This window comes from Pseudomonas tolaasii NCPPB 2192, assembly GCF_002813445.1.
GTDB lineage: Bacteria > Pseudomonadota > Gammaproteobacteria > Pseudomonadales > Pseudomonadaceae > Aquipseudomonas > Aquipseudomonas tolaasii.
This window is the reverse complement of the sequence record NZ_PHHD01000001.1, coordinates 4,955,675-4,975,180: the sequence shown is the minus strand read 5'-3', so window position 1 is coordinate 4,975,180 and position 19,506 is coordinate 4,955,675. Positions and strand designations below refer to the sequence as shown.

Sequence of the window (19,506 nt, the reverse complement as noted above, 5' to 3'; positions counted from 1 at the left end):
CCTTCAGCCGCTGATTACTGCTGTTTTCACGCTCCAACCTGCTCTTGCCCCGAGGTCATGAATCTTTGAAACCCTACCCTATTCATTGCGTGTCGATCGTCATCCCGGTCTACAACGAACAAGAGAGCCTGCCTGAATTGCTGCGTCGCACGACGGCAGCGTGCAAGCAACTGGCCTACGAATACGAAATCATCCTGGTGGATGACGGTAGTCGCGACAATTCGGCCCAATTGCTGGAAGACGCCGCCGCTGAAGCAGGCAGCCACGTAGTTGCGGTGATCCTGAACCGTAACTACGGCCAGCATGCGGCGATCATGGCCGGCTTCGAGCAGTCCCGTGGCGAAGTGGTAATCACCCTGGACGCCGACCTGCAAAACCCGCCGGAAGAAATCCCGCGCCTGGTCGAACAAGCCGCCCTGGGCTACGACGTGGTTGCCACCGTGCGCAACAACCGCCAGGACTCGGCTTTCCGCCGCTGGCCGTCGCGCCTGATCAACCTGGCCGTGCAACGCTCCACCGGCGTGGCCATGAGCGACTACGGCTGCATGCTGCGTGCCTACCGCCGCACCATCGTCGACGCCATGCTCGCCTGCCGCGAGCGCAGCACGTTCATCCCGATACTGGCCAACGGCTTTGCCCGCCACACCACCGAGATCCTGGTGCATCACGCCGAGCGTGAACACGGCGAATCCAAATACAGCGCCATGCGCCTGATCAGCCTGATGTTCGACCTGCTGACCTGCATGACCACCACCCCGCTGCGCCTGCTGTCCATTGTCGGTTTCAGCCTGGCCGCCCTGGGTGTGATATTCGCCCTGGCGCTGATCGTGCTGCGCCTGGCGTTCGGCGCCCAATGGGCCGGCGACGGTATGTTTGTGTTGTTCGCGGTGCTGTTCATGTTCACCGGTGGCCAGTTCATCGGCATGGGGCTGCTGGGTGAATACCTGGGCCGCATGTACAGTGACGTGCGCGCCCGCCCGCGCTTCTTTATTGAAAAAGTGCTGCGCAACCAACCCGCAGCACCGGCACCGGTCGTCGTCGTTGACGGCCTGCCAACGTCTCACTCTTCCACTTCTCCTTCCGATCAGGTTTCGTCATGAATTCAAAAGCTGTTGTCTTCGCTTACCACGATATTGGCTGTGCAGGCATTGAAGCCCTGCTGACCGCCGGCTACGACATTGCTGCCGTGTTCACCCATGCCGACGACCCCAAGGAAAACAATTTCTACGGTTCCGTCGCCCAACTGTGCGCACGCAACGGCATTCCGGTCCACGCGCCGGAAGACGCCAACCACCCGCTGTGGGTCGAGCGCATCGCCAAGCTGAACCCGGACTACATCTTCTCCTTCTATTACCGCAACCTGCTGAGCGAACCCCTGCTGGCCACCGCGAGCAAAGGCGCGTTCAACCTGCACGGCTCCCTGTTGCCGAAATACCGTGGCCGCGCACCGGCCAACTGGGTCCTGGTCAACGGCGAAACCGAAACCGGCGTGACCCTGCACCGCATGGTCAAGCGTGCCGACGCCGGCGCCATTCTCGCCCAGCAAAAAGTCATCATCGACCGCACCGACACCGGCCTGACCCTGCACGCCAAACTGCGTGACGCCGCTGCCAACCTGCTGCGCGACGCACTGCCGCAACTGGCTCAAGGCAAACTGGCCGAGCACGCTCAGGACGAAAGTCAGGCCACCTATTTTGGCCGACGCACCGCTGCCGATGGCAAGCTCGACTGGAACAAGCCGGCTGAAGAGCTGTTCAACCTGGTTCGCGCCGTCACCCAACCTTACCCGGGCGCCTTCTGCGCCGTGGGCGAGCACAAACTGATCGTGTGGCAAGCCGAGGTGGTCAAGGGCAACGAAGGCCTGGCGCCGGGCCGCGTGATCAGCGTCAACCCGCTGCGCATCGCATGCGGTGAAGACTCCCTGGTGGTCAAGTTTGGCCAACGCAACGCCGATGGCCTGTTCCTGGCCGGCCCTGCCCTGGCAGATGTACTGGGCCTGGTAGACGGCTCCGTGCTGCGCGGCGCCGAGTCCGGCCGCAAGCCACGCCGTACCCGCGTGCTGATCCTGGGTGTGAACGGCTTCATCGGTAACCACCTGTCCGAGCGCCTGCTGCGTGACGACCGCTACGAAATCTACGGCCTGGACATCGGTTCCGACGCCATCGAGCGCCTGCGCAGCCACCCGAACTTCCACTACGTGGAAGGCGACATCAGCATCCACACCGAGTGGATCGAGTACCACATCAAAAAATGTGACGTGGTCCTGCCGCTGGTGGCCATCGCGACCCCGATCGAATACACCCGTAACCCGCTGCGTGTATTCGAACTCGACTTCGAAGAGAACCTGAAACTGGTTCGCTACTGCGTCAAGTACAACAAGCGCGTGATCTTCCCGTCGACCTCCGAAGTCTATGGCATGTGCCAGGACCAGTACTTTGACGAAGACACCTCCAACCTGGTGGTTGGCCCAGTCAACAAACAGCGCTGGATCTACTCGGTTTCCAAGCAACTGCTGGACCGCGTGATCTGGGCCTACGGCGACAAGGGCTTGAAATTCACCCTGTTCCGTCCATTCAACTGGATGGGCCCGCGCCTGGACCGCCTGGATTCGGCCCGTATCGGCAGCTCCCGCGCCATTACCCAGTTGATCCTGAACCTGGTGGAAGGCACCCCGATCCGCCTGTTCGACGGTGGCGAGCAAAAACGCTGCTTTACCGACATCGCTGACGGCATCGAAGCCCTGGCCCGCATCATCGACAACGAAAACGGTGTATGTGACGGTCAGATCGTCAACATCGGCAACCCGGAAAACGAAGCCAGCATCCGCCAGCTGGGCGAAGAGCTGCTGCGTCAGTTCGAAGCTCACCCGCTGCGAGGCAACTTCCCTCCGTTTGCCGGTTTCCGCGACGTGGAAAGCAAGGCGTTCTACGGCACCGGTTACCAGGACGTGGCGCACCGCAAACCAAGCATCGAAAACGCCAAGCGCCTGCTGAACTGGGAGCCGACCGTTGAGATGAGCGAAACCATCGGCAACACCCTGGACTTCTTCCTCAAGGAAGCCATGCTAGAAATCGCGGACAAAAAGTAATGCAGGCAGGCTTGCGAATCGACGTCGACACCTACCGCGGCACCCGTGAAGGTGTGCCACGGCTGCTCGAGTCCCTGGATGAAGCCGGGGTTAAAGCGACGTTTTTCTTCAGCGTCGGGCCGGACAACATGGGGCGCCACTTGTGGCGCCTCATCCGCCCGCAATTTCTGTGGAAGATGCTGCGTTCCAATGCAGTAGGCCTGTATGGCCTGGACATCCTGCTGGCCGGCACCGCCTGGCCAGGCAAGCCAATCGGTCGTGACCTGGGGCACTTGATGCGCCAGGCCAAGGCTGCCGGCCATGAGGTCGGCCTGCACGCATGGGACCATCACGGTTGGCAAGCCAACACCGGGCGCTGGAGCGACGCACAGCTGATCGAACAGATCCGCCGTGGCGTCGACACCCTCAGCGACATCCTCGGTGAACGCATCGACTGCTCGGCGGCCGCCGGTTGGCGCGCCGATGAGCGCGTGGTGCAAGCCAAGCAAGGTTTCAACTTTCGCTACAACAGCGATTGCCGGGGCACCGGCCTGTTTCGTCCAACCCTGGCCGATGGCAGCGCGGGCACCCCACAAATTCCGGTAGACCTGCCGACCTTCGACGAAGTCGTCGGGCCGGTGGTGGCTGCCAAAGACTTCAACAGCTTCATTCTTGACCGGTTCGCCGAGTCGAAGCTGAACGTCTACACGATCCACGCAGAAGTAGAAGGGATTCTGATGGCCAATGATTTTCGCCAGTTGCTTGCCCAGGCCGGGCAGCGCGGCATCGACTTCAAACCCTTGGGCGAGCTGCTGCCCGCCGATGTGAACACCCTGCCCCAACAAAAGCTGGTGCGCGGCGTGTTGCCTGGCCGTGAGGGTTGGCTCGGAGTGCAACAGGCATGATCCGGCGCCTGGCGTTGCCCCTGCTCCTGCTGGCGTTTGGCGTGTTTTACCTGCTGCCGCTGGCCAGCCACGGCCTGTGGATTCCCGATGAAACCCGTTACGCGCAGATCAGCCAGGAAATGCTGCTGACCGGCAAATGGGCCTCGCCGCACTTCATGGGGATTCGCTACTTCGAAAAACCCGCCGCCGGGTACTGGATGATCGCGCTGGGCCAGGCGATCTTCGGGCAAAACCTGTTTGGCGTGCGCTTTGCGTCGGCGCTGAGCACCGGGCTGAGCATTCTGCTGGTGTACCTGGTGTCACGCCGCCTGTGGAATGACCCGCAGAAAAGCCTGGTCAGCACCGTGCTGTACATGAGTTTTGTCAGCGTGGCCTTGCTCGGCGGCTATGCCAACCTGGACCCGCAGTTCACCTTTTGGGTCAACCTGACCGGTGTTGCGCTGTGGTATTGCTTCGACAGCACCACGCGGCGTGGGCGCCTGTGGTCCTGGGCGCTGCTCGGTTTCGCCTGCGGCCTGGGCTTTATGACCAAGGGTTTCCTCGCCTGGCTGTTGCCGGTGCTGATCGCCCTGCCCTACGCCGTCTGGCAGAAACGCTTTCGCGAACTGCTCGGCTACGGCATGGTGGCAGTGATCGTGGCGATTGTCGTCAGCCTGCCGTGGGCCCTGGCCGTGCACTTGCAGGAGCCGGATTACTGGAACTTCTTCTTCTGGCACGAGCATATCCAGCGTTTTGCCGGCGAAGATGCCCAACACGCCGAACCGTTCTGGTTTTACCTGCCGCTGCTGGTCGCGTTCACGTTGCCGTGGATTGCCCTGTTGCCCTCCACCCTCAAGCAGGCCTGGGTTGAAAAACGCCTGCCGAAAACCGCGTTTGTATTGCTGTGGCTGCTGATGCCGCTGGCATTTTTCAGCCTGGCCAAAGGCAAGTTGCCCTCCTACATCATGCCGTGCCTGCTGCCGCTGGCATTGCTGATGGGCTCCACCCTGAGCGACAAACTGGCGCAGGGCCGCGGCCGCGTCCTGCGCTTCAACGGCTGGCTGAACCTGGTGTTCGGGGTGCTGGCATTGCTGGCAATTACCTGGTTCCAGTTGAAGAAGCCGGTGTTTGAACACGGTGAGGAAACCTTCAGCCTGGTACTGGTGTTTGTGTTCCTGATCGGCTGGATCATCGCCAACCTGCTGCAAGCCGCGCGCCCGCTGAAGTTGTGGGCGGCGCCGGTGGTCGGCAGTTGGCTGCTCGTCGCCCTGGTGCCGGCCGCGCTGCCCCATTCGGTGGTGTACAACAAGATTCCTGACCAGTTCATCATCGATCATCAGCAAGAATTGCAGACCACCGCGTCACTGCTCAGCAATGACCTGGGCGCAGCATCGGCCCTGTCGTGGCGCCTGGGGCGGCCGGACATTGCGCTCTATAACACCGTTGGCGAAGTGAAATACGGCATTGCCTACCCGGACACCGCCCATCGCCGCATCAATACCGACCAAGTCCAGCAATGGATGACCGATGCCCGCAAACGCGGTTCGGTCGGCGTGGTCATGCGCGTCAAGGGCGATGACGAAGTCGCCGAAGTCAACTTGCTGCCTCAGGACGGCAAGCGTTACGAGCAAGGCAACCTGGTGATTCTGATCTTTCCACAGGTCACGCAATGATCACGTTGTTTCTCTTGCTGGGCGCTTGCTTGCTGACCTGCATGGGTCAGGTCTCGCAGAAATTTGCCGTGGAAAGCTGGCGCGAACAGCCGCAAGGCTGGGCGCCGAAGCTGCGCTCGCCGTGGTTGTGGTCGGCGCTGGTGTGCCTGGGCCTCGGCCTGCTTGTCTGGCTGCTGGTGCTGCAACGCCTGGAGGTGGGCATCGCCTACCCCATGCTCAGCCTGAATTTTGTGCTGGTCACGCTGATGGCGCGCTTTGTATTCCATGAACACATCGATGGCCGTCACTGGTTTGGTGTCGCGCTGGTGATCGGCGGCGTGGTCTTGCTGGGGCGGCACGTATGAGCCGTGCGCGGGGATTTGCCCTGGCGCTCGGCAGTGTCGGCCTGGTCAGCGCAGCCCAGTTGGGCATGCGTTGGAGCATGACGCGTTTGCCGTTGCCCACCGAATGGCTTGATGCCTTTAACGGCAACAGCATCGACTTTGGCGCCCTGGGCGTGGTGATGCTCGCCATCCTCGCCTATGCCCTGTCGATGCTGTGCTGGCTCGGCGCGCTCAAACATTTGCCGCTGGGGCGCGCTTACTCGCTGCTCAGCATCAGCTACGCCCTGGTGTACCTGCTGGCTGCCAGCCTGCCGGTATTCAACGAACACTTTTCGCTGTCAAAGACTGTGGGGGTGGCATTGGTCATCCTCGGAGTTCTGGTTATTAACTCTCGCCGTGCTAGCACCACAAGTCCCAGGAATGCCCCATGAAAATCAGTGTATTTGGTAGTGGTTACGTCGGTCTGGTGCAGGCCACCGTATTGGCCGAAGTCGGCCACGATGTGATCTGCATGGACGTCGACAAGAACAAGGTCGAGTCGCTGCAAAAAGGCCATGTGACCATCTTCGAGCCGGGGCTGGCTGCGATGGTGAAAGAAAACCTGGAAAGTGGTCGCCTGCACTTCACCCACGACGAAAAGCTGGCTGTCGAGCACGGCGAAGTGCTGTTCATCGCTGTGGGCACGCCGTCCGATGAAGACGGCTCGGCCGACTTGAAATACGTGCTGTCGGTGGGTGACGCGGTCTCCCGCCACCGCGTGGAGCCGGTGATTCTGGTGGAAAAATCCACCGTGCCGGTCGGTACCGGCGACACCCTGCGCGCCCATATCGAGAAAAACCTGCGCGTGGCCGGCCGTCACCTGGAGTTCGATATCGTCTCCAATCCGGAATTCCTCAAGGAAGGTTCGGCCGTTGCCGACTGCCGCCGCCCGGACCGCATCATCATCGGCTGCGAGCGCGAAGAAGTGCGTGAAGTGATGCGCGACCTGTACGCGCCGTTCAACCGCAACCACGACCGCATCATCTTTATGGACCTGCGCAGCGCCGAACTGACCAAGTACGCCGCCAACTGCATGCTGGCCACCAAGATCAGCTTCATCAACCAGATCGCCGAGCTGGCCGAACACCTGGGCGCAGACATCGAAGCCGTGCGCCTGGGCATCGGTGCCGACTCGCGCATCGGCTACCACTTCATTTACCCGGGCTGCGGCTACGGCGGGTCGTGCTTCCCCAAAGACATGCGCGCCCTGATCCACAGCGCCAAGGAAGCCAACTGCAACAGCGACCTGCTGCAGGCGGTGGAAGCCATCAACCAGCGCCAGAAGAGCAAGCTGTTCGAACGCATCAACGCCTACTTCAAGGGCGAGCTCAAAGGCAAAACCTTCGCCTTGTGGGGCCTGGCCTTCAAACCCAACACCGACGACATGCGCGACGCGCCCAGCCGTGTGTTGATGGAAGCCCTGTGGGCCGCCGGCGCCAATGTGCGCGCCTTTGACCCGGAAGCCATGCAGGAAACCCAGCGCATCTACGGCGACGAGTCGCGCCTGACCCTGCTGGGCACGCCGGAATCGGCCCTGAGCGGCGCCGATGCGCTGATCGTGTGCACCGAGTGGCAGCAATTCAAGGCGCCGGATTTCGACCTGATCCACGACCGCCTGAAAAACGCGGTGATTTTCGACGGACGCAACCTGTACGACGGCGAACGCCTGGCCCGCAAAGGCTTCAAGTACTTCCCGATGGGCCGTGGTGACTCCTGTGAACTGCCGATTCCTCAGCAAAACTGGGCGTCGCAGGCGAAGGAAGCCTGATACGTGAACAAACTGCATCCGCCCCTGCTCACTTCAAGCATCCGTCACCAGTCGCTGGGGCTCGGGCTCCTGGGGCTGGTGCTGTTTATCGTCGGCAACTGGCACCAGGCGATTATCGGGTTTGACTCGCGTTTCGTGGTTTTCGCCCAGGAAATGCTGCGTCATGGGCCAAGTTTCTTCCCGACGACCTACGGCCAGCCCTACGCCGACTATCTCGCGACCTCGACGCTGCTGACCTGGTTGTTCTCCTTGCCGGTGGGCGAAGTGAACAGCTTCACGGCGTGGTTGCCCACAGCCATTGCCTCGGCGTTCATCGTGACGCTGGTGTACCGCCTCACGGCGCCCTACTCCACGCGTTGGGGCCTGCTGAGCATCGCCATGCTGTTGCTCAGCAGCACCTTTATCAGTGAGACCCGCGCGGTTTCACTCGATCAGATGCTTGCGGCAGTGGCCCTGGCGGTGTTTTACCTGGGCTACGCCCACGACCATTTCGGCAGCCCGAAACGCCTGCACTGGCTGTTTTTGCTGCTGATCCTCGGGTTTGCCATTCGCGGGCCCATTGGGCTGGTGATCCCCACGGGTGTGCTGTGCAGCTACTACCTGCTCAATCGCCAGTGGCGCCAGTTGTTCACCTTTGGCCTGTTGGCGCTGGCGCTGCTGGCGGCGTGTGTCGGCTTGCTGCTGCTGTTGGCCAAGCTCAGCGGTGGCGAGGAGTTCATGCAGGATGTCATCCGCATGCAATTCCTGGGGCGCATGGACGGCACCGAAGGCTCCAGCGGCGTGCTGTATTACTTCACCAGTTCCCTGGGCAATTACGCCCTGGCCTACCCGTTGGCGCTGTTGGTGCTGCTGGCCGTAGCCATTGGCGGGCGCCGTGCGCCGGGCCCCTCGTTGCAGCTGGTACTGTATTGCGCGGCGGCGGGTGTGCTGGTGATGGTGGGGCTTTCCGTGCCTCAGGCAAAAAAGGCGCGCTACATCCTGCCGATGCTGCCGATGGCGGCGATCATTGCAGCCTATCCGTTCCAGGTTACCCAGGGCCGGTTCTTCGCGTTTTTGCGTGGCTTGATGCTGACACTCTGGACGTTGTTTCCCGCACTGCTGGTCATCGGGCTGGTGGTCGCACGCAAGCGTTACCCGGAACAGTTGAGCAGCCTCGGGCTGATCTTCACCCTGCTGGCCGTATTGCAAGTGATTGCGCTGCTGGGCCTGCTGAAATCCCGCTGGCGCCCGCTGGCTCCGGCATTCGCTGCGGTGCTGGCACTCTGGTCGACGTACATCGTGGTGGTCGAACCGTTAGAACGTTCGCTGTACGACACCCGCACCTTCACCCTGGCGGTCAAAGCGAAAATAGCCGAGCAACCTGCGCCCGTTGTGCTGCATGGCTTGGGCAAAGATGCGAAAGCCATCAAGTTCATGGTGAACTTCAATTGCGACAAGGTGCCATTGTTTACTCAGACCACGGCCGACCTGGCGCCGCTGCAGGCGCCCGTCTGGCTGGTGATGAGCGCACAGGACTTCGAGAAGGTGCAGGATCCGCGACTGCGTGGGCTCACGCCCGCACTCAGCGGCGAGTTCGATAAAGACCCTTATGTATTGCTGCACCTGGTAAAAGCCCCGGCACCTTGAGTACAGGCCCGCAGAGCGTGTAAGAAACGACGCCCATTCCCCGAGGAATGGGCGTTTTTTATTGTTTCCCCAGAAACTGCCTGCAACGCAGTGCGAGGTTGCGACGGGAATGACTCCATTATTTTTGTATTTAACCTTCATTAATATGCATTTGCGCAGCATCTTTATCGTCGGCACACTGCGCGGGTTCCTCCCCCAACTGTTGGAACTTTCAAAGGGCTGTTCCGGGCAACCAGGCAGGCCTTTTTTTTCGCCCGCTGTTTCAGGACCCTTTCCAGAATGCTCGCTCGCCTCATTCCCGCCGCCATCAATACCCGCCCCGCCGAATGGAGCCGCGCTGCCATCGGCATGGCGCTGGGCACCCTGTTCAGCGTGTGGTTGTGCGCTCAAGTCTTCGGTTTGGAGGTCGCGTTGCACCTGCTCGGCCCGCTGGGCGCGTCTGCCGTGTTGCTGTTTGCGGTTTCGTCCGGTGCGCTGGCTCAGCCGTGGTCGATCATCGGCAGCTACTTGTGCGCGGGCGTGATCGCACTGCTGATCGCTCGGGTACTCGGGCGCACCCTGGGCAGTGCGTGCCTCGCGGCGGGCATGACGGTGGTGCTGATGTGCTGGCTGCGCTGCCTGCATCCGCCCGCGGGCGGCCTGGCCATGACCCTGGTACTCGCCGACCCCGCGTCCATCGCGCTGGGCTGGCAAGAACTGGCGCCGGTAATGCTCGGCGCCGCGGCGCTGCTGGCCTGCGCGTTGGCCTACAACAACGCTACACGCACGCGTTACCCCAAGGGCGTCGCCGAGTCGCCAACCGTCGTGATGGGCAACCCGCCGCCCGCTACCGACCCGACAATTACGGCCGCCGATCTCAAGCTGGCACTGGCGGATATGGAACGGTTCTACGATGTCGAACCCGGCGAGCTGGAGCAATTGATTCACGCCGCTGAAGGCCATGCGCGACGTCGCAGTATCGGTGAAGTCCTGGCCAGCCGCGTGGCGTGAACCGCGCTGCATAAATGCAAAAACGACCTGCATGATTCCGGGTTGTACTGGGCAAATTTGCACTGGTACGATCGCGAGATGGTTCGCCCGCGAACATCTTGATAAAGAACAATAAAAGCAGGGAGTTAGAGATGACTGCTCAGGTTTCATCCGAAGCAAGCCAAGCCGCCATTTTGCAGGACGACGTAGTGGCCGAGGTTCGCAACCACATCGGCCACCTCACCCTCAACCGCCCCGCCGGCCTGAACGCGATCACCCTGGACATGGTCCGCAGCCTCACCTCGCAATTGCAGGCCTGGGCGGATGATCCGGCCGTTTACGCCGTGGTCTTGCGCGGCGCCGGTGAGAAAGCCTTCTGCGCCGGTGGCGACATCCGCTCGTTGTACGACAGCTTCAAAAGCGGCGACACCCTGCATCAGGACTTCTTCGTCGAGGAATACGCGCTGGACCTCGCCATTCACCATTACCGCAAACCCGTGCTTGCGTTGATGGACGGCTTTGTATTGGGCGGTGGCATGGGCCTGGTGCAAGGCGCCGACCTGCGGGTGGTCACCGAGCGCAGCCGACTGGCGATGCCGGAAGTGGCCATCGGGTATTTCCCGGACGTGGGCGGCAGCTACTTCCTGTCGCGCATTCCTGGCGAGCTGGGCGTTTACCTGGGCGTGACCGGCGTGCAGATTCGCGCCGCCGATGCGTTGTACTGCGGCCTGGCGGACTGGTGCATCGACAGCGCCAAACTCGCCGAGCTGGACCAAAAGCTCGACCGCCTGCAATGGCAGGATTCGCCCCTCAAAGACCTGCAAGGCGTGCTCGCCAAACTGGCGGTGCAACAATTGCCCGACGCGCCATTGGCCGCCCTGCGCCCGGCCATCGACCATTTCTTTGCCCAGCCTGACGTGCCCGGCATCGTCGAGCAATTGCAACAAGTCACCGTCGCTGACAGCCACGAATGGGCACTGACCACTGCCAACCTGATGCAAACCCGCTCGCCGCTGGCCATGGCCGTGACCCTGGAGATGCTTCGCCGCGGGCGCCGCCTGCCGCTGGAGCAGTGCTTTGCGCTGGAACTGCATCTGGATCGCCAGTGGTTCGAACGTGGCGACCTGATCGAAGGCGTTCGTGCGCTGATCATCGACAAGGACAAAGCCCCGCGCTGGAACCCGGCCACCGTCCATGAACTGGATGCAGTCCACGTTGAAAGCTTCTTCCATCACTTCAAGCAGGTTGCGAGATAAGCCATGCAAGATCTTGAATACACAGAAGAACAAATAATGATCCGCGACATGGCCCGCGACTTTGCCCGTGGCGAAATCGCGCCCCACGCCCAGGCTTGGGAAAAAGCCGGCTGGATCGATGACGCCCTGGTTGCCAAGATGGGCGAGCTCGGCCTGCTGGGCATGGTGGTGCCGGAAGAATGGGGCGGCACGTATGTCGATTACGTCGCCTACGCGCTGGCCGTGGAAGAGATTTCAGCAGGCGACGGCGCCACCGGCGCACTGATGAGTATCCATAATTCAGTGGGTTGCGGGCCTGTTCTCAACTTCGGCACAGCTGAGCAAAAGCAAACCTGGCTGGCCGAGCTTGCCAGCGGCCAGGCCATCGGCTGTTTTTGCCTGACAGAGCCTCAGGCCGGTTCCGAAGCCCACAACCTGCGCACCCGGGCCGAACTGCGCGACGGCCAGTGGGTCATCAATGGCGCCAAACAATTTGTCAGCAACGGCAAACGCGCCAAGCTGGCCATCGTGTTCGCCGTGACCGACCCCGAACTGGGCAAAAAGGGGATTTCGGCTTTCCTCGTGCCCACTGAAACGCCGGGGTTCGTGGTGGACCGCACCGAACACAAGATGGGCATCCGTGCCTCGGACACCTGCGCCGTCACCCTGAATCAGTGCGCCATTCCCGAAGCCAACCTGCTGGGCGAGCGCGGCAAAGGCCTGGCCATCGCCCTGTCCAACCTTGAGGGCGGCCGTATCGGCATTGCCGCTCAGGCGCTGGGCATTGCCCGAGCCGCCTTCGAGGCGGCACTGGCCTATGCGCGGGACCGCGTGCAATTCAGCAAGGCAATCATCGAGCATCAGAGCGTGGCCAACCTGCTGGCCGACATGCAGACCCAATTGAACGCCGCCCGCCTGTTGATCCTGCACGCCGCGCGCCTGCGCAGTGCTGGCAAACCGTGTTTGTCGGAGGCGTCACAAGCCAAGCTGTTTGCTTCTGAAATGGCCGAAAAGGTCTGCTCCTCGGCGATGCAGATTCACGGGGGCTATGGGTACCTGGAGGATTACCCGGTGGAGCGTTACTACCGGGATGCGCGGATCACGCAGATTTACGAAGGCACCAGCGAGATTCAGCGGATGGTGATCGCCAGAGAACTCAAGAACTATCAGCTTTGACGGGGACACCACAAAACCAAATGTGGGAGCAGGCAAGCCAGCTCCCACAAATTGATCTCCAGTGTTTTTGAGATCGGGTTACTTGTCCTTGAACTCCGGCGCGCGCTTGGCCACAAACGCCGCCATGCCTTCCTTCTGATCTTGCGTCGCAAACGCTGCATGGAACACCCGGCGCTCAAAACGCACGCCTTCGGACAGGCTCACTTCAAACGCACGGTTCACGCTTTCCTTGACCATCATGCTGATCGGCACCGACTTGCCGGCAATCAGCGTGGCGACTTTCAGCGCTTCATCCAGCAACTCATCGGTGGGCACGATGCGCGCGACAATCCCGCAGCGCTCCGCTTCCACCGCGTCGATAAAGCGCCCGGTCAGGCACATTTCCATGGCCTTGGCCTTGCCCACGGCGCGGGTCAGGCGCTGGGTGCCGCCCATGCCCGGCAGCACGCCGAGGTTGATTTCCGGCTGGCCGAACTTGGCACCGTCACCGGCCAGGATGAAATCGCACATCAAGGCCAGCTCACAGCCACCACCGAGGGCGAAGCCATTGACGGCGGCAATGATCGGCTTGCGGCGGTTGGCCACGCGATCACTGTCGCTGAACAGGTCGTCGAGATAGATCTGCGGGTAGGTCAGCTCGGCCATTTCCTTGATGTCAGCACCCGCGGCGAAGGCTTTTTTCGAGCCGGTGAGCACAATGCAGCCGATTTCAGGGTTGGCTTCCAGGCCGTCCAGCGCCTGGTTCAGTTCGCTGACCAGTTGGGCGTTCAAGGCGTTCAGGGCTTGCGGCCGGTTCAGGGTAATCAGCCCGACGCGGCCCTGGACTTCGAGCAAAAGGGTTTCGTAACTCATGTATCGGCTCCTTAAAGATTGCGTGAGATGACCATGCGCTGGATATCGCTGGTGCCTTCGTAGATCTGGCAGACCCGCACGTCGCGGTAGATGCGCTCCAGGGGGAAGTCGCTCAGGTAACCGTAACCGCCCAGGGTTTGCAAGGCGGCCGAGCAGACTTTCTCGGCCATCTCCGAAGCAAACAACTTGGCCATGGAGGCTTCTACCAGCGCCGGCTGGCCGCTGTCGCGCAGGGCGGCGGCGTAATGCACCATCTGCCGGGCCACGGCAATCTGTGTGGCCATGTCGGCCAGACGGAAGGCCACCGCCTGATGCTCAATGATTGCCTTGCCAAAGCTCTCACGCTCCCGGGCATAGTCGCGGGCGGCTTCAAAGGCGGCACGGGCCATGCCCACCGATTGCGAGGCGATGCCGACGCGGCCACCTTCGAGATTGGCCAGGGCGATCCTGTAGCCTTCGCCCTCCTCGCCCAAACGATTGGCCAACGGCACCTTCACATCCTCAAACAGGATCTGGCAGGTGTCGGAAGCATGTTGGCCGAGTTTGTCTTCCACCCGCGCCACCGAGTAGCCCGGCGAGTCGGTCGGCACAATAAACGCGCTGATCCCGCGTTTGCCGGCAGCCGGGTCGGTGACCGCAAACACAATCACCGCCCCGGCGTTTTGCCCGGACGTGATGAACTGTTTGCAGCCGTTGAGCACGTAATGGTCGCCGTCGAGGCGCGCGCGGGTTTTCAGGCTGCTCGCGTCGGAACCGGCTTGCGGCTCGGTCAGGGCAAAGGCGCCCAGCATGGCGCCGCTGGCCAGGGGCTTGAGGAACTGTTCTTTCTGCGCATCGTTGCCGAACTTCAGAATCGGCACACAGCCCACCGAGTTGTGCACGCTCATGATGGTCGAGCAGGCACCATCACCGGCGGCAATTTCTTCAAGCGCCATGGCGTAGGCCAGGTAGCCGGTGTCGCAACCGCCCCATTGTTCCGGCACCAGCATGCCGAAAAAGCCCAGCTCGGCCATTTCGCCGATGGCCTCCCTGGGAAAACGGTGTTCACGGTCCCATTCGGCGGCGAAGGGTTTCAGGCGTTCCTGGGCAAATTGCCGGGCGGCCTCGCGGATTTGCAGTTGTTCGTCATCGGGCAGCATAAAAATTCCTTAATACACGCATTCGACGGCCATGGCCGTGGCTTCGCCGCCGCCGATGCAGATGGCGGCAACACCGCGCTTGAGCCCCTTCTGGCGCAGGGCCGACAGCAAAGTCACCAGAATGCGCGCGCCGGACGCGCCGATCGGGTGCCCCAGCGCACAGGCGCCGCCGTGCACGTTGACCTTCTCATGGGGGATTTCCAGCTTGCTCATGGTCACCAGGCTGACCACGGCAAAGGCTTCGTTGATCTCGAACAGGTCGACTTCACCCAGGTTCCAGCCGGTTTTGCTCATCAGCTTGCGAATCGCGCCCACCGGCGCCACCGGAAACAGCCCCGGCTCGTCGGCAAAGGCCGCGTGGCCATGGATTACCGCCAGGGGCTTGAGCCCGCGTTTGTGCGCTTCGGACTGACGCATCAACAGCAGCGCCGCCGCACCATCGGAAATCGAGCTGGAGTTGGCCGCCGTCACGCTGCCGCCCTCGCGGAAGGCCGGTTTGAGACTGGTGATTTTGTCCAGCTTGGCCTTCGGCGGTTGCTCGTCGTGGAGGATTGTCTTCTGCTCCTTGCCCACGGTGACCTGCACCGGAACGATCTCGGCGGCAAAGCTGCCGTGGTTGATGGCTTCCTGGGCGCGGGTCAGCGAGGCAATGGCGAAGGCGTCCTGGGCTTCACGGCTGAAACCGTTCTGCTCGGCGCAGTCCTCGGCAAAGGTGCCCATCAGACGACCTTTGTCGTACGCGTCCTCAAGGCCGTCAAGGAACATGTGGTCCAGCACCTTGCCGTGGCCCATGCGGTAGCCGCTGCGTGCACGGTCCAGCAAATACGGCGCGTTGGACATGCTTTCCATGCCGCCGGCAATCATCACATCGGCGCTGCCGGCGAGTAGCGAGTCGTGGGCCACAATTGCCGCCTCCATGCCGGAGCCGCACATTTTGTTCAGGGTGGTGCAGCGCGTGGCTTTGTTCAGCCCGGCGCCCAGAGCCGCCTGACGTGCAGGCGCCTGGCCGAGGCCCGCCGGCAGCACGCAGCCGAACAGCACTTCATCCACGGCGTCGGGGGCGATCCCGGCGCGTTCGACGGCGGCGCGAATCGCAGCAGAACCCAGCTGCGGCGCGGTGAGGCCTTTAAGGTCGCCCTGGAAGCCGCCCATGGGCGTGCGAACGGCACTGACGATAACGATTGGGTCATTCATGGTCATTTCTCCTTACTTGGCCGCCATGCGCAGCGCGCCGTCGAGACGGATCACCTCGCCGTTGAGCATGCTGTTTTCGATGATGTGGCGCACCAGCGCGGCATATTCGGCAGGCTTGCCCAGGCGTGGCGGAAATGGCACGCCGGCGGCCAGCGAATCGCGCACTTCGGGCGTCATGCCGGCCATCATCGGGGTTTCGAAAATGCCGGGGGCGATGGTCATCACCCGAATGCCAAAGCGCGCCAGTTCACGGGCGGCGGGCAAGGTCAGGCTGGCGATCGCGCCTTTGGACGCTGAGTACGCCGCCTGGCCGATCTGCCCGTCAAATGCCGCCACCGAGGCGGTGTTGATGATGACACCGCGCTCACCGTCGGCGTTCGCTTCGGTTTCGGCAATGGCCGCTGCAGCCAGGCGCAGCAGGTTGAAGCTGCCGATCAGGTTGACGTTGATCACTTGAGCGAAGCTGGCCAAGCCGTGAGGGCCATTCTTGCCGAGGATTTTCTCGCCACGCACTACACCGGCGCAGTTCACCAACCCGTGCAAGCCGCCAAACGCAGCGACGGCGGCTTGTACGGCAGCCTCGGCCGCGGCTTCCTGGCTGATGTCCGCCACGGCGCTGCGGGCGTTGTCGCCCAGCTGCTTGGCTTTGGCGGCCACCGCGTCGGCGTTCAGGTCCACCAGCATCACCTTGGCGCCCGCCGCCACCAGCATTTCAGCAGTGGCGGCGCCCAGGCCCGAAGCACCGCCGCTGACCAGGAATACCTTGTTTTCAATCTGCATCATTGTTTCCTTAAAAGTGGATCAGGCCACCGCCGCCTTGGCGATTTCCTGGTTACGCAAAATAAAACGCTGCAGCTTGCCGCTCGGGGTTTTGGGCAAGTCACTGACGAATTCGATTTCTCTTGGATAGGCATGCGCGGCCAGACGCTTGCGCACGTGCAGGCGCAGTTCTTCGGCCAGCTCCGGGGTGGCGCGGTATTGCGGGTTGATCACCACAAACGCCTTCACCAGTTCGGTGCGCTCCGGGCACGGCTTGCCGACCACCGCCGCCTCGATCACTGCGGGGTGTTCCACCAGCGCGCTCTCCACGTCAAACGGGCCCACGCGGTAGCCGGAGGTGGTGATCACGTCGTCACTGCGCCCGACAAAGCTGATGCTGCCATCGGGGTTGAGCTCCACGGTGTCGCCGCTCAGGTAGTACTTGCCGACAAAGGCCTTGGTCTTCACGCCGTCGTAGCCGGCAAACCAGCACATGGGCGATTGCTCACGGTCGATGGCGAGGATACCGGGCTGGCCGGCGGGCAGTTCCTGATGGTCATCGTCGAGCACCACAATACGGTGCCCCGGCGAAGCGAACCCGGCCGAGCCCACATGCACCGGATGCTCGAGGCCGTGGTGGTTGCACAGCACCATGCCCAGCTCGGTCTGGCCGTAATGGTCGTGAATGGTCACGCCGAGGTTGTCGGCGAACCAGCGAATCACTTCAGGGTTTAACGGCTCGCCGGCGCTGCTGACAATGCGCAGTTTGCCCTTGATCGACCGGGCAAACTGCTCGCCGCCGGCAATCAGCAGGCGGTACGCGGTCGGCGAGCCAGTGAGGTTGGTAATCCCGTATTTGTTAATCACCCGGCAAGTGCTTTCCAGGGTAAACGGGCCATCGTAGAAGGTGATCGGATGGCCCATGGACAGGGGCCCGGTCACGCCGAAGTAAATGCCGTAGGCCCAGCCGGGGTCGGCGACGTTCCAGAACGCGTCTTCAGGGCGCAGGTCCACCGCATCGCGGGTGTAGCTCTGGAACGCGACGATGGCTTTAAGCGGCACCGACAGCGCTTTGGACGGGCCGGTGGTGCCGGAGGTGAACATCAGCAGGAACGGGTCATCCGCGCCGAGCATGACCGGCTCGCAGATATTCGAATGGTTGGGCAGTTCGGCCCAAAAACTGAAATCGCCACGCACAATGCCTTCGCCCCTGGCACCCGCCACCGTGACGATGGTCGGGCAGCCGTCCACTTCAGCGAGTTTGGGCCGGTTCACCGCATCGGTGACCACCAGCGCCGCGCCGGAACTGTTCAGGCGATGCTCGATGGCCTTGGGCCCGAAGGCGGTAAACAGCGGCTGGTAAACCGCACCGATGCGCCAGGTGGCAAAAACCACCACCAGCAATTCGGCGGTGCGAGGCAACAGGCCGGCGACTTTGTCACCCCGTTTGACGCCCTGAGCCAGCAGGAAATTGGCGAAGCGGGCGGCCTGGTCCTGCAGTTCGGTAAAGGTCGAGGTGGCGCTGCGCCCATCCTTGCCTTCCCAGAACAGCGCGATGCGCCCCGGCAGCGCGTGGCGGTCGCAGCACTCCACGCAGGCATTGAGCGCCTGCAGGTTTCCGGCCAGAGCGGCGTCGACAGTGTGCTGGTAATCAAACCCGGTCGTGGCAGCCAAATACTCACGCATCGTTTCAAATCCTTCTGTGTTTTTTATTTTCAGGACGCAAACCACGGAAATAGTCGCCCCAGAGCGGCGCGCCAGCAATGGTCAAAGCCTTCAACCTCGCTGACTGGTTTGGCCAATCATTGACTGCGCCGATCAACCGGTCGGCCCAAGTGATTGGACGCCCTGCGCCGCAGCTTCTAACCTTGAGGCCTGCGCCACAGAAGAAGCCCCCTCCCGATGATCGTCCGCCCCAAGCCCAATCTGCTGGGCATCCTGTTCTCTCTCAAAGGCTCGATTGCCAAGCGCATTGCCCTGCGCAGCCTGCTGGTAACCTTGCTGGCGTCGGTGATCGTGCTGGTGGAAACCTGGCACCCGGCGTATTTCTCCAAGGTCAACGCCACGCCTTTCACCCTGCTCGGGTTGTCGTTGTCGATCTTTATGAGTTTTCGCAACAACGCCTGTTACGACCGCTGGTGGGAGGGCCGCAAGCAGTTGGGGCAGATGATCATTGAGGTGCGCTCTCTGATTCGCGAAACCCAGGTGCTCGGCGACTCGCCCGAGCGCGCTGGCCTGCTGCGGGCTTTGTGTGGCTTTGCCCATGGCTTGATCGCGCGTTTGCGCCATGAAGACGAAGCCCTGGCGATGGAACGGTGGGCAGCCGTGAACAACGGCCACCCCAACCTGCCGGACTGCGTGCTGCAACACGTCGGCGCGCGGTTCTCCGAGCTGGCCGAACGGGGCCTGATCAGTGAATGGCGCTATACCCAGCTGGAAACCCGGCTGGTCAGCCTCAGCCAGGTGCAGGCATCCTGCGAGCGGATCAAGCACACGCCGCTGCCCTTCCCCTACACGTTGTTATTGCATCGCACCATTTACCTGTTTTGCATTCTGTTGCCGTTTGCCATGGCCGAGCCGCTGGGCTGGTTGACGCCCGTGTTCACCGCCATCGTCAGCTACACCTTCTTTGGCCTGGATGAAATCGGCGATGACCTGGAAGACCCGTTCGGTTTCGATGAAAACGACCTGCCGTGCAATGCGCTGCTGCGTACCGTAGAGCGTGAAGTGCTCGCCGCCCTGGGCGAAACCGACTTGCCGCCGGCGCTGGAGCCCGTGGAGTACGTGCTGACCTGAAGCGGG

At 62.1% G+C, this 19,506-nt stretch carries 17 protein-coding genes; 12 read left to right on the top strand and 5 right to left on the bottom strand.

What is annotated here, in order from left to right:
• The first annotated feature begins 65 nt into the window (after positions 1-65).
• From arnC to ATI14_RS22805, 11 genes are all read left to right on the top strand, one after another.
• Positions 66-1,100, top strand: a complete 1,035-nt coding sequence (gene arnC / locus ATI14_RS22855) for an undecaprenyl-phosphate 4-deoxy-4-formamido-L-arabinose transferase (protein WP_016974459.1) — start codon at positions 66-68, stop codon at positions 1,098-1,100.
• Positions 1,097-3,088, top strand: a complete 1,992-nt coding sequence (gene arnA, locus ATI14_RS22850) for a bifunctional UDP-4-amino-4-deoxy-L-arabinose formyltransferase/UDP-glucuronic acid oxidase ArnA (protein WP_016974458.1) — start codon at positions 1,097-1,099, stop codon at positions 3,086-3,088. Before arnC ends, arnA begins: the two co-directional genes overlap by 4 nt.
• Positions 3,088-3,972 carry a 4-deoxy-4-formamido-L-arabinose-phosphoundecaprenol deformylase gene (arnD, locus tag ATI14_RS22845; protein ID WP_016974457.1) on the top strand — a complete coding sequence of 295 codons (885 nt, stop codon included), beginning with the start codon at positions 3,088-3,090 and terminating at the stop codon, positions 3,970-3,972. Before arnA ends, arnD begins: the two co-directional genes overlap by 1 nt.
• A complete protein-coding gene (gene arnT, locus ATI14_RS22840) occupies positions 3,969-5,624 on the top strand; it encodes a lipid IV(A) 4-amino-4-deoxy-L-arabinosyltransferase (RefSeq protein ID WP_016974456.1) in 1,656 nt (551 codons plus the stop codon). The genes arnD and arnT overlap by 4 nt, the downstream gene beginning before the upstream one ends.
• A complete protein-coding gene (arnE, locus tag ATI14_RS22835) occupies positions 5,621-5,968 on the top strand; it encodes a 4-amino-4-deoxy-L-arabinose-phosphoundecaprenol flippase subunit ArnE (RefSeq protein ID WP_016974455.1) in 348 nt (115 codons plus the stop codon). The genes arnT and arnE overlap by 4 nt, the downstream gene beginning before the upstream one ends.
• On the top strand, positions 5,965-6,378 hold the full coding sequence (gene arnF / locus ATI14_RS22830) for a 4-amino-4-deoxy-L-arabinose-phosphoundecaprenol flippase subunit ArnF (protein WP_016974454.1): 414 nt from the start codon (positions 5,965-5,967) through the stop codon (positions 6,376-6,378). Before arnE ends, arnF begins: the two co-directional genes overlap by 4 nt.
• Positions 6,375-7,754: a UDP-glucose dehydrogenase family protein gene (locus ATI14_RS22825; protein WP_016974453.1), complete on the top strand. Its 1,380-nt coding sequence runs from the start codon at positions 6,375-6,377 to the stop codon at positions 7,752-7,754. Before arnF ends, ATI14_RS22825 begins: the two co-directional genes overlap by 4 nt.
• Positions 7,755-7,757: 3 nt before the next feature.
• Positions 7,758-9,380 carry an ArnT family glycosyltransferase gene (locus ATI14_RS22820; RefSeq protein ID WP_016974452.1) on the top strand — a complete coding sequence of 541 codons (1,623 nt, stop codon included), beginning with the start codon at positions 7,758-7,760 and terminating at the stop codon, positions 9,378-9,380.
• Between the two features lie 279 nt (positions 9,381-9,659).
• On the top strand, positions 9,660-10,370 hold the full coding sequence (locus ATI14_RS22815; RefSeq protein WP_031320457.1) for an HPP family protein: 711 nt from the start codon (positions 9,660-9,662) through the stop codon (positions 10,368-10,370).
• A gap of 131 nt (positions 10,371-10,501) precedes the next feature.
• On the top strand, positions 10,502-11,605 hold the full coding sequence (locus ATI14_RS22810) for an enoyl-CoA hydratase/isomerase family protein (protein ID WP_016974451.1): 1,104 nt from the start codon (positions 10,502-10,504) through the stop codon (positions 11,603-11,605).
• 3 nt (positions 11,606-11,608) lie between these two features.
• Positions 11,609-12,760 (top strand): acyl-CoA dehydrogenase family protein, encoded by a 1,152-nt coding sequence (locus tag ATI14_RS22805; RefSeq protein WP_031320456.1) that lies wholly within the window; start codon positions 11,609-11,611, stop codon positions 12,758-12,760.
• A 78-nt stretch (positions 12,761-12,838) separates the two neighbouring features.
• Here the strand turns inward: ATI14_RS22805 and ATI14_RS22800 are convergent, their stop codons facing one another.
• Genes ATI14_RS22800 through ATI14_RS22780 form a run of 5 tightly spaced genes read right to left on the bottom strand, consistent with a single transcriptional unit; the run spans position 12,839 to position 18,390 of the window.
• Entirely contained in the window at positions 12,839-13,612 is a 774-nt protein-coding gene (locus ATI14_RS22800; protein ID WP_016974449.1) for an enoyl-CoA hydratase, read from the bottom strand.
• Between the two features lie 11 nt (positions 13,613-13,623).
• Entirely contained in the window at positions 13,624-14,751 is a 1,128-nt protein-coding gene (locus ATI14_RS22795) for an acyl-CoA dehydrogenase (RefSeq protein WP_016974448.1), read from the bottom strand.
• Positions 14,752-14,760: 9 nt separating this feature from the next.
• Positions 14,761-15,951 (bottom strand): acetyl-CoA C-acyltransferase, encoded by a 1,191-nt coding sequence (locus tag ATI14_RS22790; RefSeq protein WP_165448255.1) that lies wholly within the window; start codon positions 15,949-15,951, stop codon positions 14,761-14,763.
• A 6-nt stretch (positions 15,952-15,957) separates the two neighbouring features.
• Positions 15,958-16,725, bottom strand: coding sequence for an SDR family NAD(P)-dependent oxidoreductase (locus ATI14_RS22785; RefSeq protein ID WP_016974446.1), 768 nt, complete (start codon positions 16,723-16,725; stop codon positions 15,958-15,960).
• 21 nt (positions 16,726-16,746) lie between these two features.
• Positions 16,747-18,390, bottom strand: a complete 1,644-nt coding sequence (locus ATI14_RS22780) for an AMP-binding protein (protein WP_016974445.1) — start codon at positions 18,388-18,390, stop codon at positions 16,747-16,749.
• A gap of 216 nt (positions 18,391-18,606) precedes the next feature.
• Between ATI14_RS22780 and ATI14_RS22775 the strand changes: the two genes are divergently transcribed.
• Positions 18,607-19,500, top strand: a complete 894-nt coding sequence (locus ATI14_RS22775) for a bestrophin family protein (protein ID WP_016974444.1) — start codon at positions 18,607-18,609, stop codon at positions 19,498-19,500.
• Positions 19,501-19,506 lie beyond the last annotated feature (6 nt).

Bases quoted from the DNA above. Each gene is read 5' to 3' on its own strand.
- arnE (WP_016974455.1), top strand. From the start codon at position 5,621: ATGATCACGTTGTTTCTCTTGCTGGGCGCTTGCTTGCTGACCTGCATG.
- ATI14_RS22790 (WP_165448255.1), bottom strand. From the start codon at position 15,951: ATGACCATGAATGACCCAATCGTTATCGTCAGTGCCGTTCGCACGCCC.
- arnD (WP_016974457.1), top strand. From the start codon at position 3,088: ATGCAGGCAGGCTTGCGAATCGACGTCGACACCTACCGCGGCACCCGT.
- ATI14_RS22795 (WP_016974448.1), bottom strand. From the start codon at position 14,751: ATGCTGCCCGATGACGAACAACTGCAAATCCGCGAGGCCGCCCGGCAA.
- ATI14_RS22825 (WP_016974453.1), top strand. From the start codon at position 6,375: ATGAAAATCAGTGTATTTGGTAGTGGTTACGTCGGTCTGGTGCAGGCC.
- ATI14_RS22780 (WP_016974445.1), bottom strand. From the start codon at position 18,390: ATGCGTGAGTATTTGGCTGCCACGACCGGGTTTGATTACCAGCACACT.
- arnA (WP_016974458.1), top strand. From the start codon at position 1,097: ATGAATTCAAAAGCTGTTGTCTTCGCTTACCACGATATTGGCTGTGCA.
- ATI14_RS22805 (WP_031320456.1), top strand. From the start codon at position 11,609: ATGCAAGATCTTGAATACACAGAAGAACAAATAATGATCCGCGACATG.
- ATI14_RS22800 (WP_016974449.1), bottom strand. From the start codon at position 13,612: ATGAGTTACGAAACCCTTTTGCTCGAAGTCCAGGGCCGCGTCGGGCTG.
- ATI14_RS22785 (WP_016974446.1), bottom strand. From the start codon at position 16,725: ATGCAGATTGAAAACAAGGTATTCCTGGTCAGCGGCGGTGCTTCGGGC.
- ATI14_RS22815 (WP_031320457.1), top strand. From the start codon at position 9,660: ATGCTCGCTCGCCTCATTCCCGCCGCCATCAATACCCGCCCCGCCGAA.
- arnT (WP_016974456.1), top strand. From the start codon at position 3,969: ATGATCCGGCGCCTGGCGTTGCCCCTGCTCCTGCTGGCGTTTGGCGTG.
- ATI14_RS22775 (WP_016974444.1), top strand. From the start codon at position 18,607: ATGATCGTCCGCCCCAAGCCCAATCTGCTGGGCATCCTGTTCTCTCTC.
- ATI14_RS22810 (WP_016974451.1), top strand. From the start codon at position 10,502: ATGACTGCTCAGGTTTCATCCGAAGCAAGCCAAGCCGCCATTTTGCAG.
- arnF (WP_016974454.1), top strand. From the start codon at position 5,965: ATGAGCCGTGCGCGGGGATTTGCCCTGGCGCTCGGCAGTGTCGGCCTG.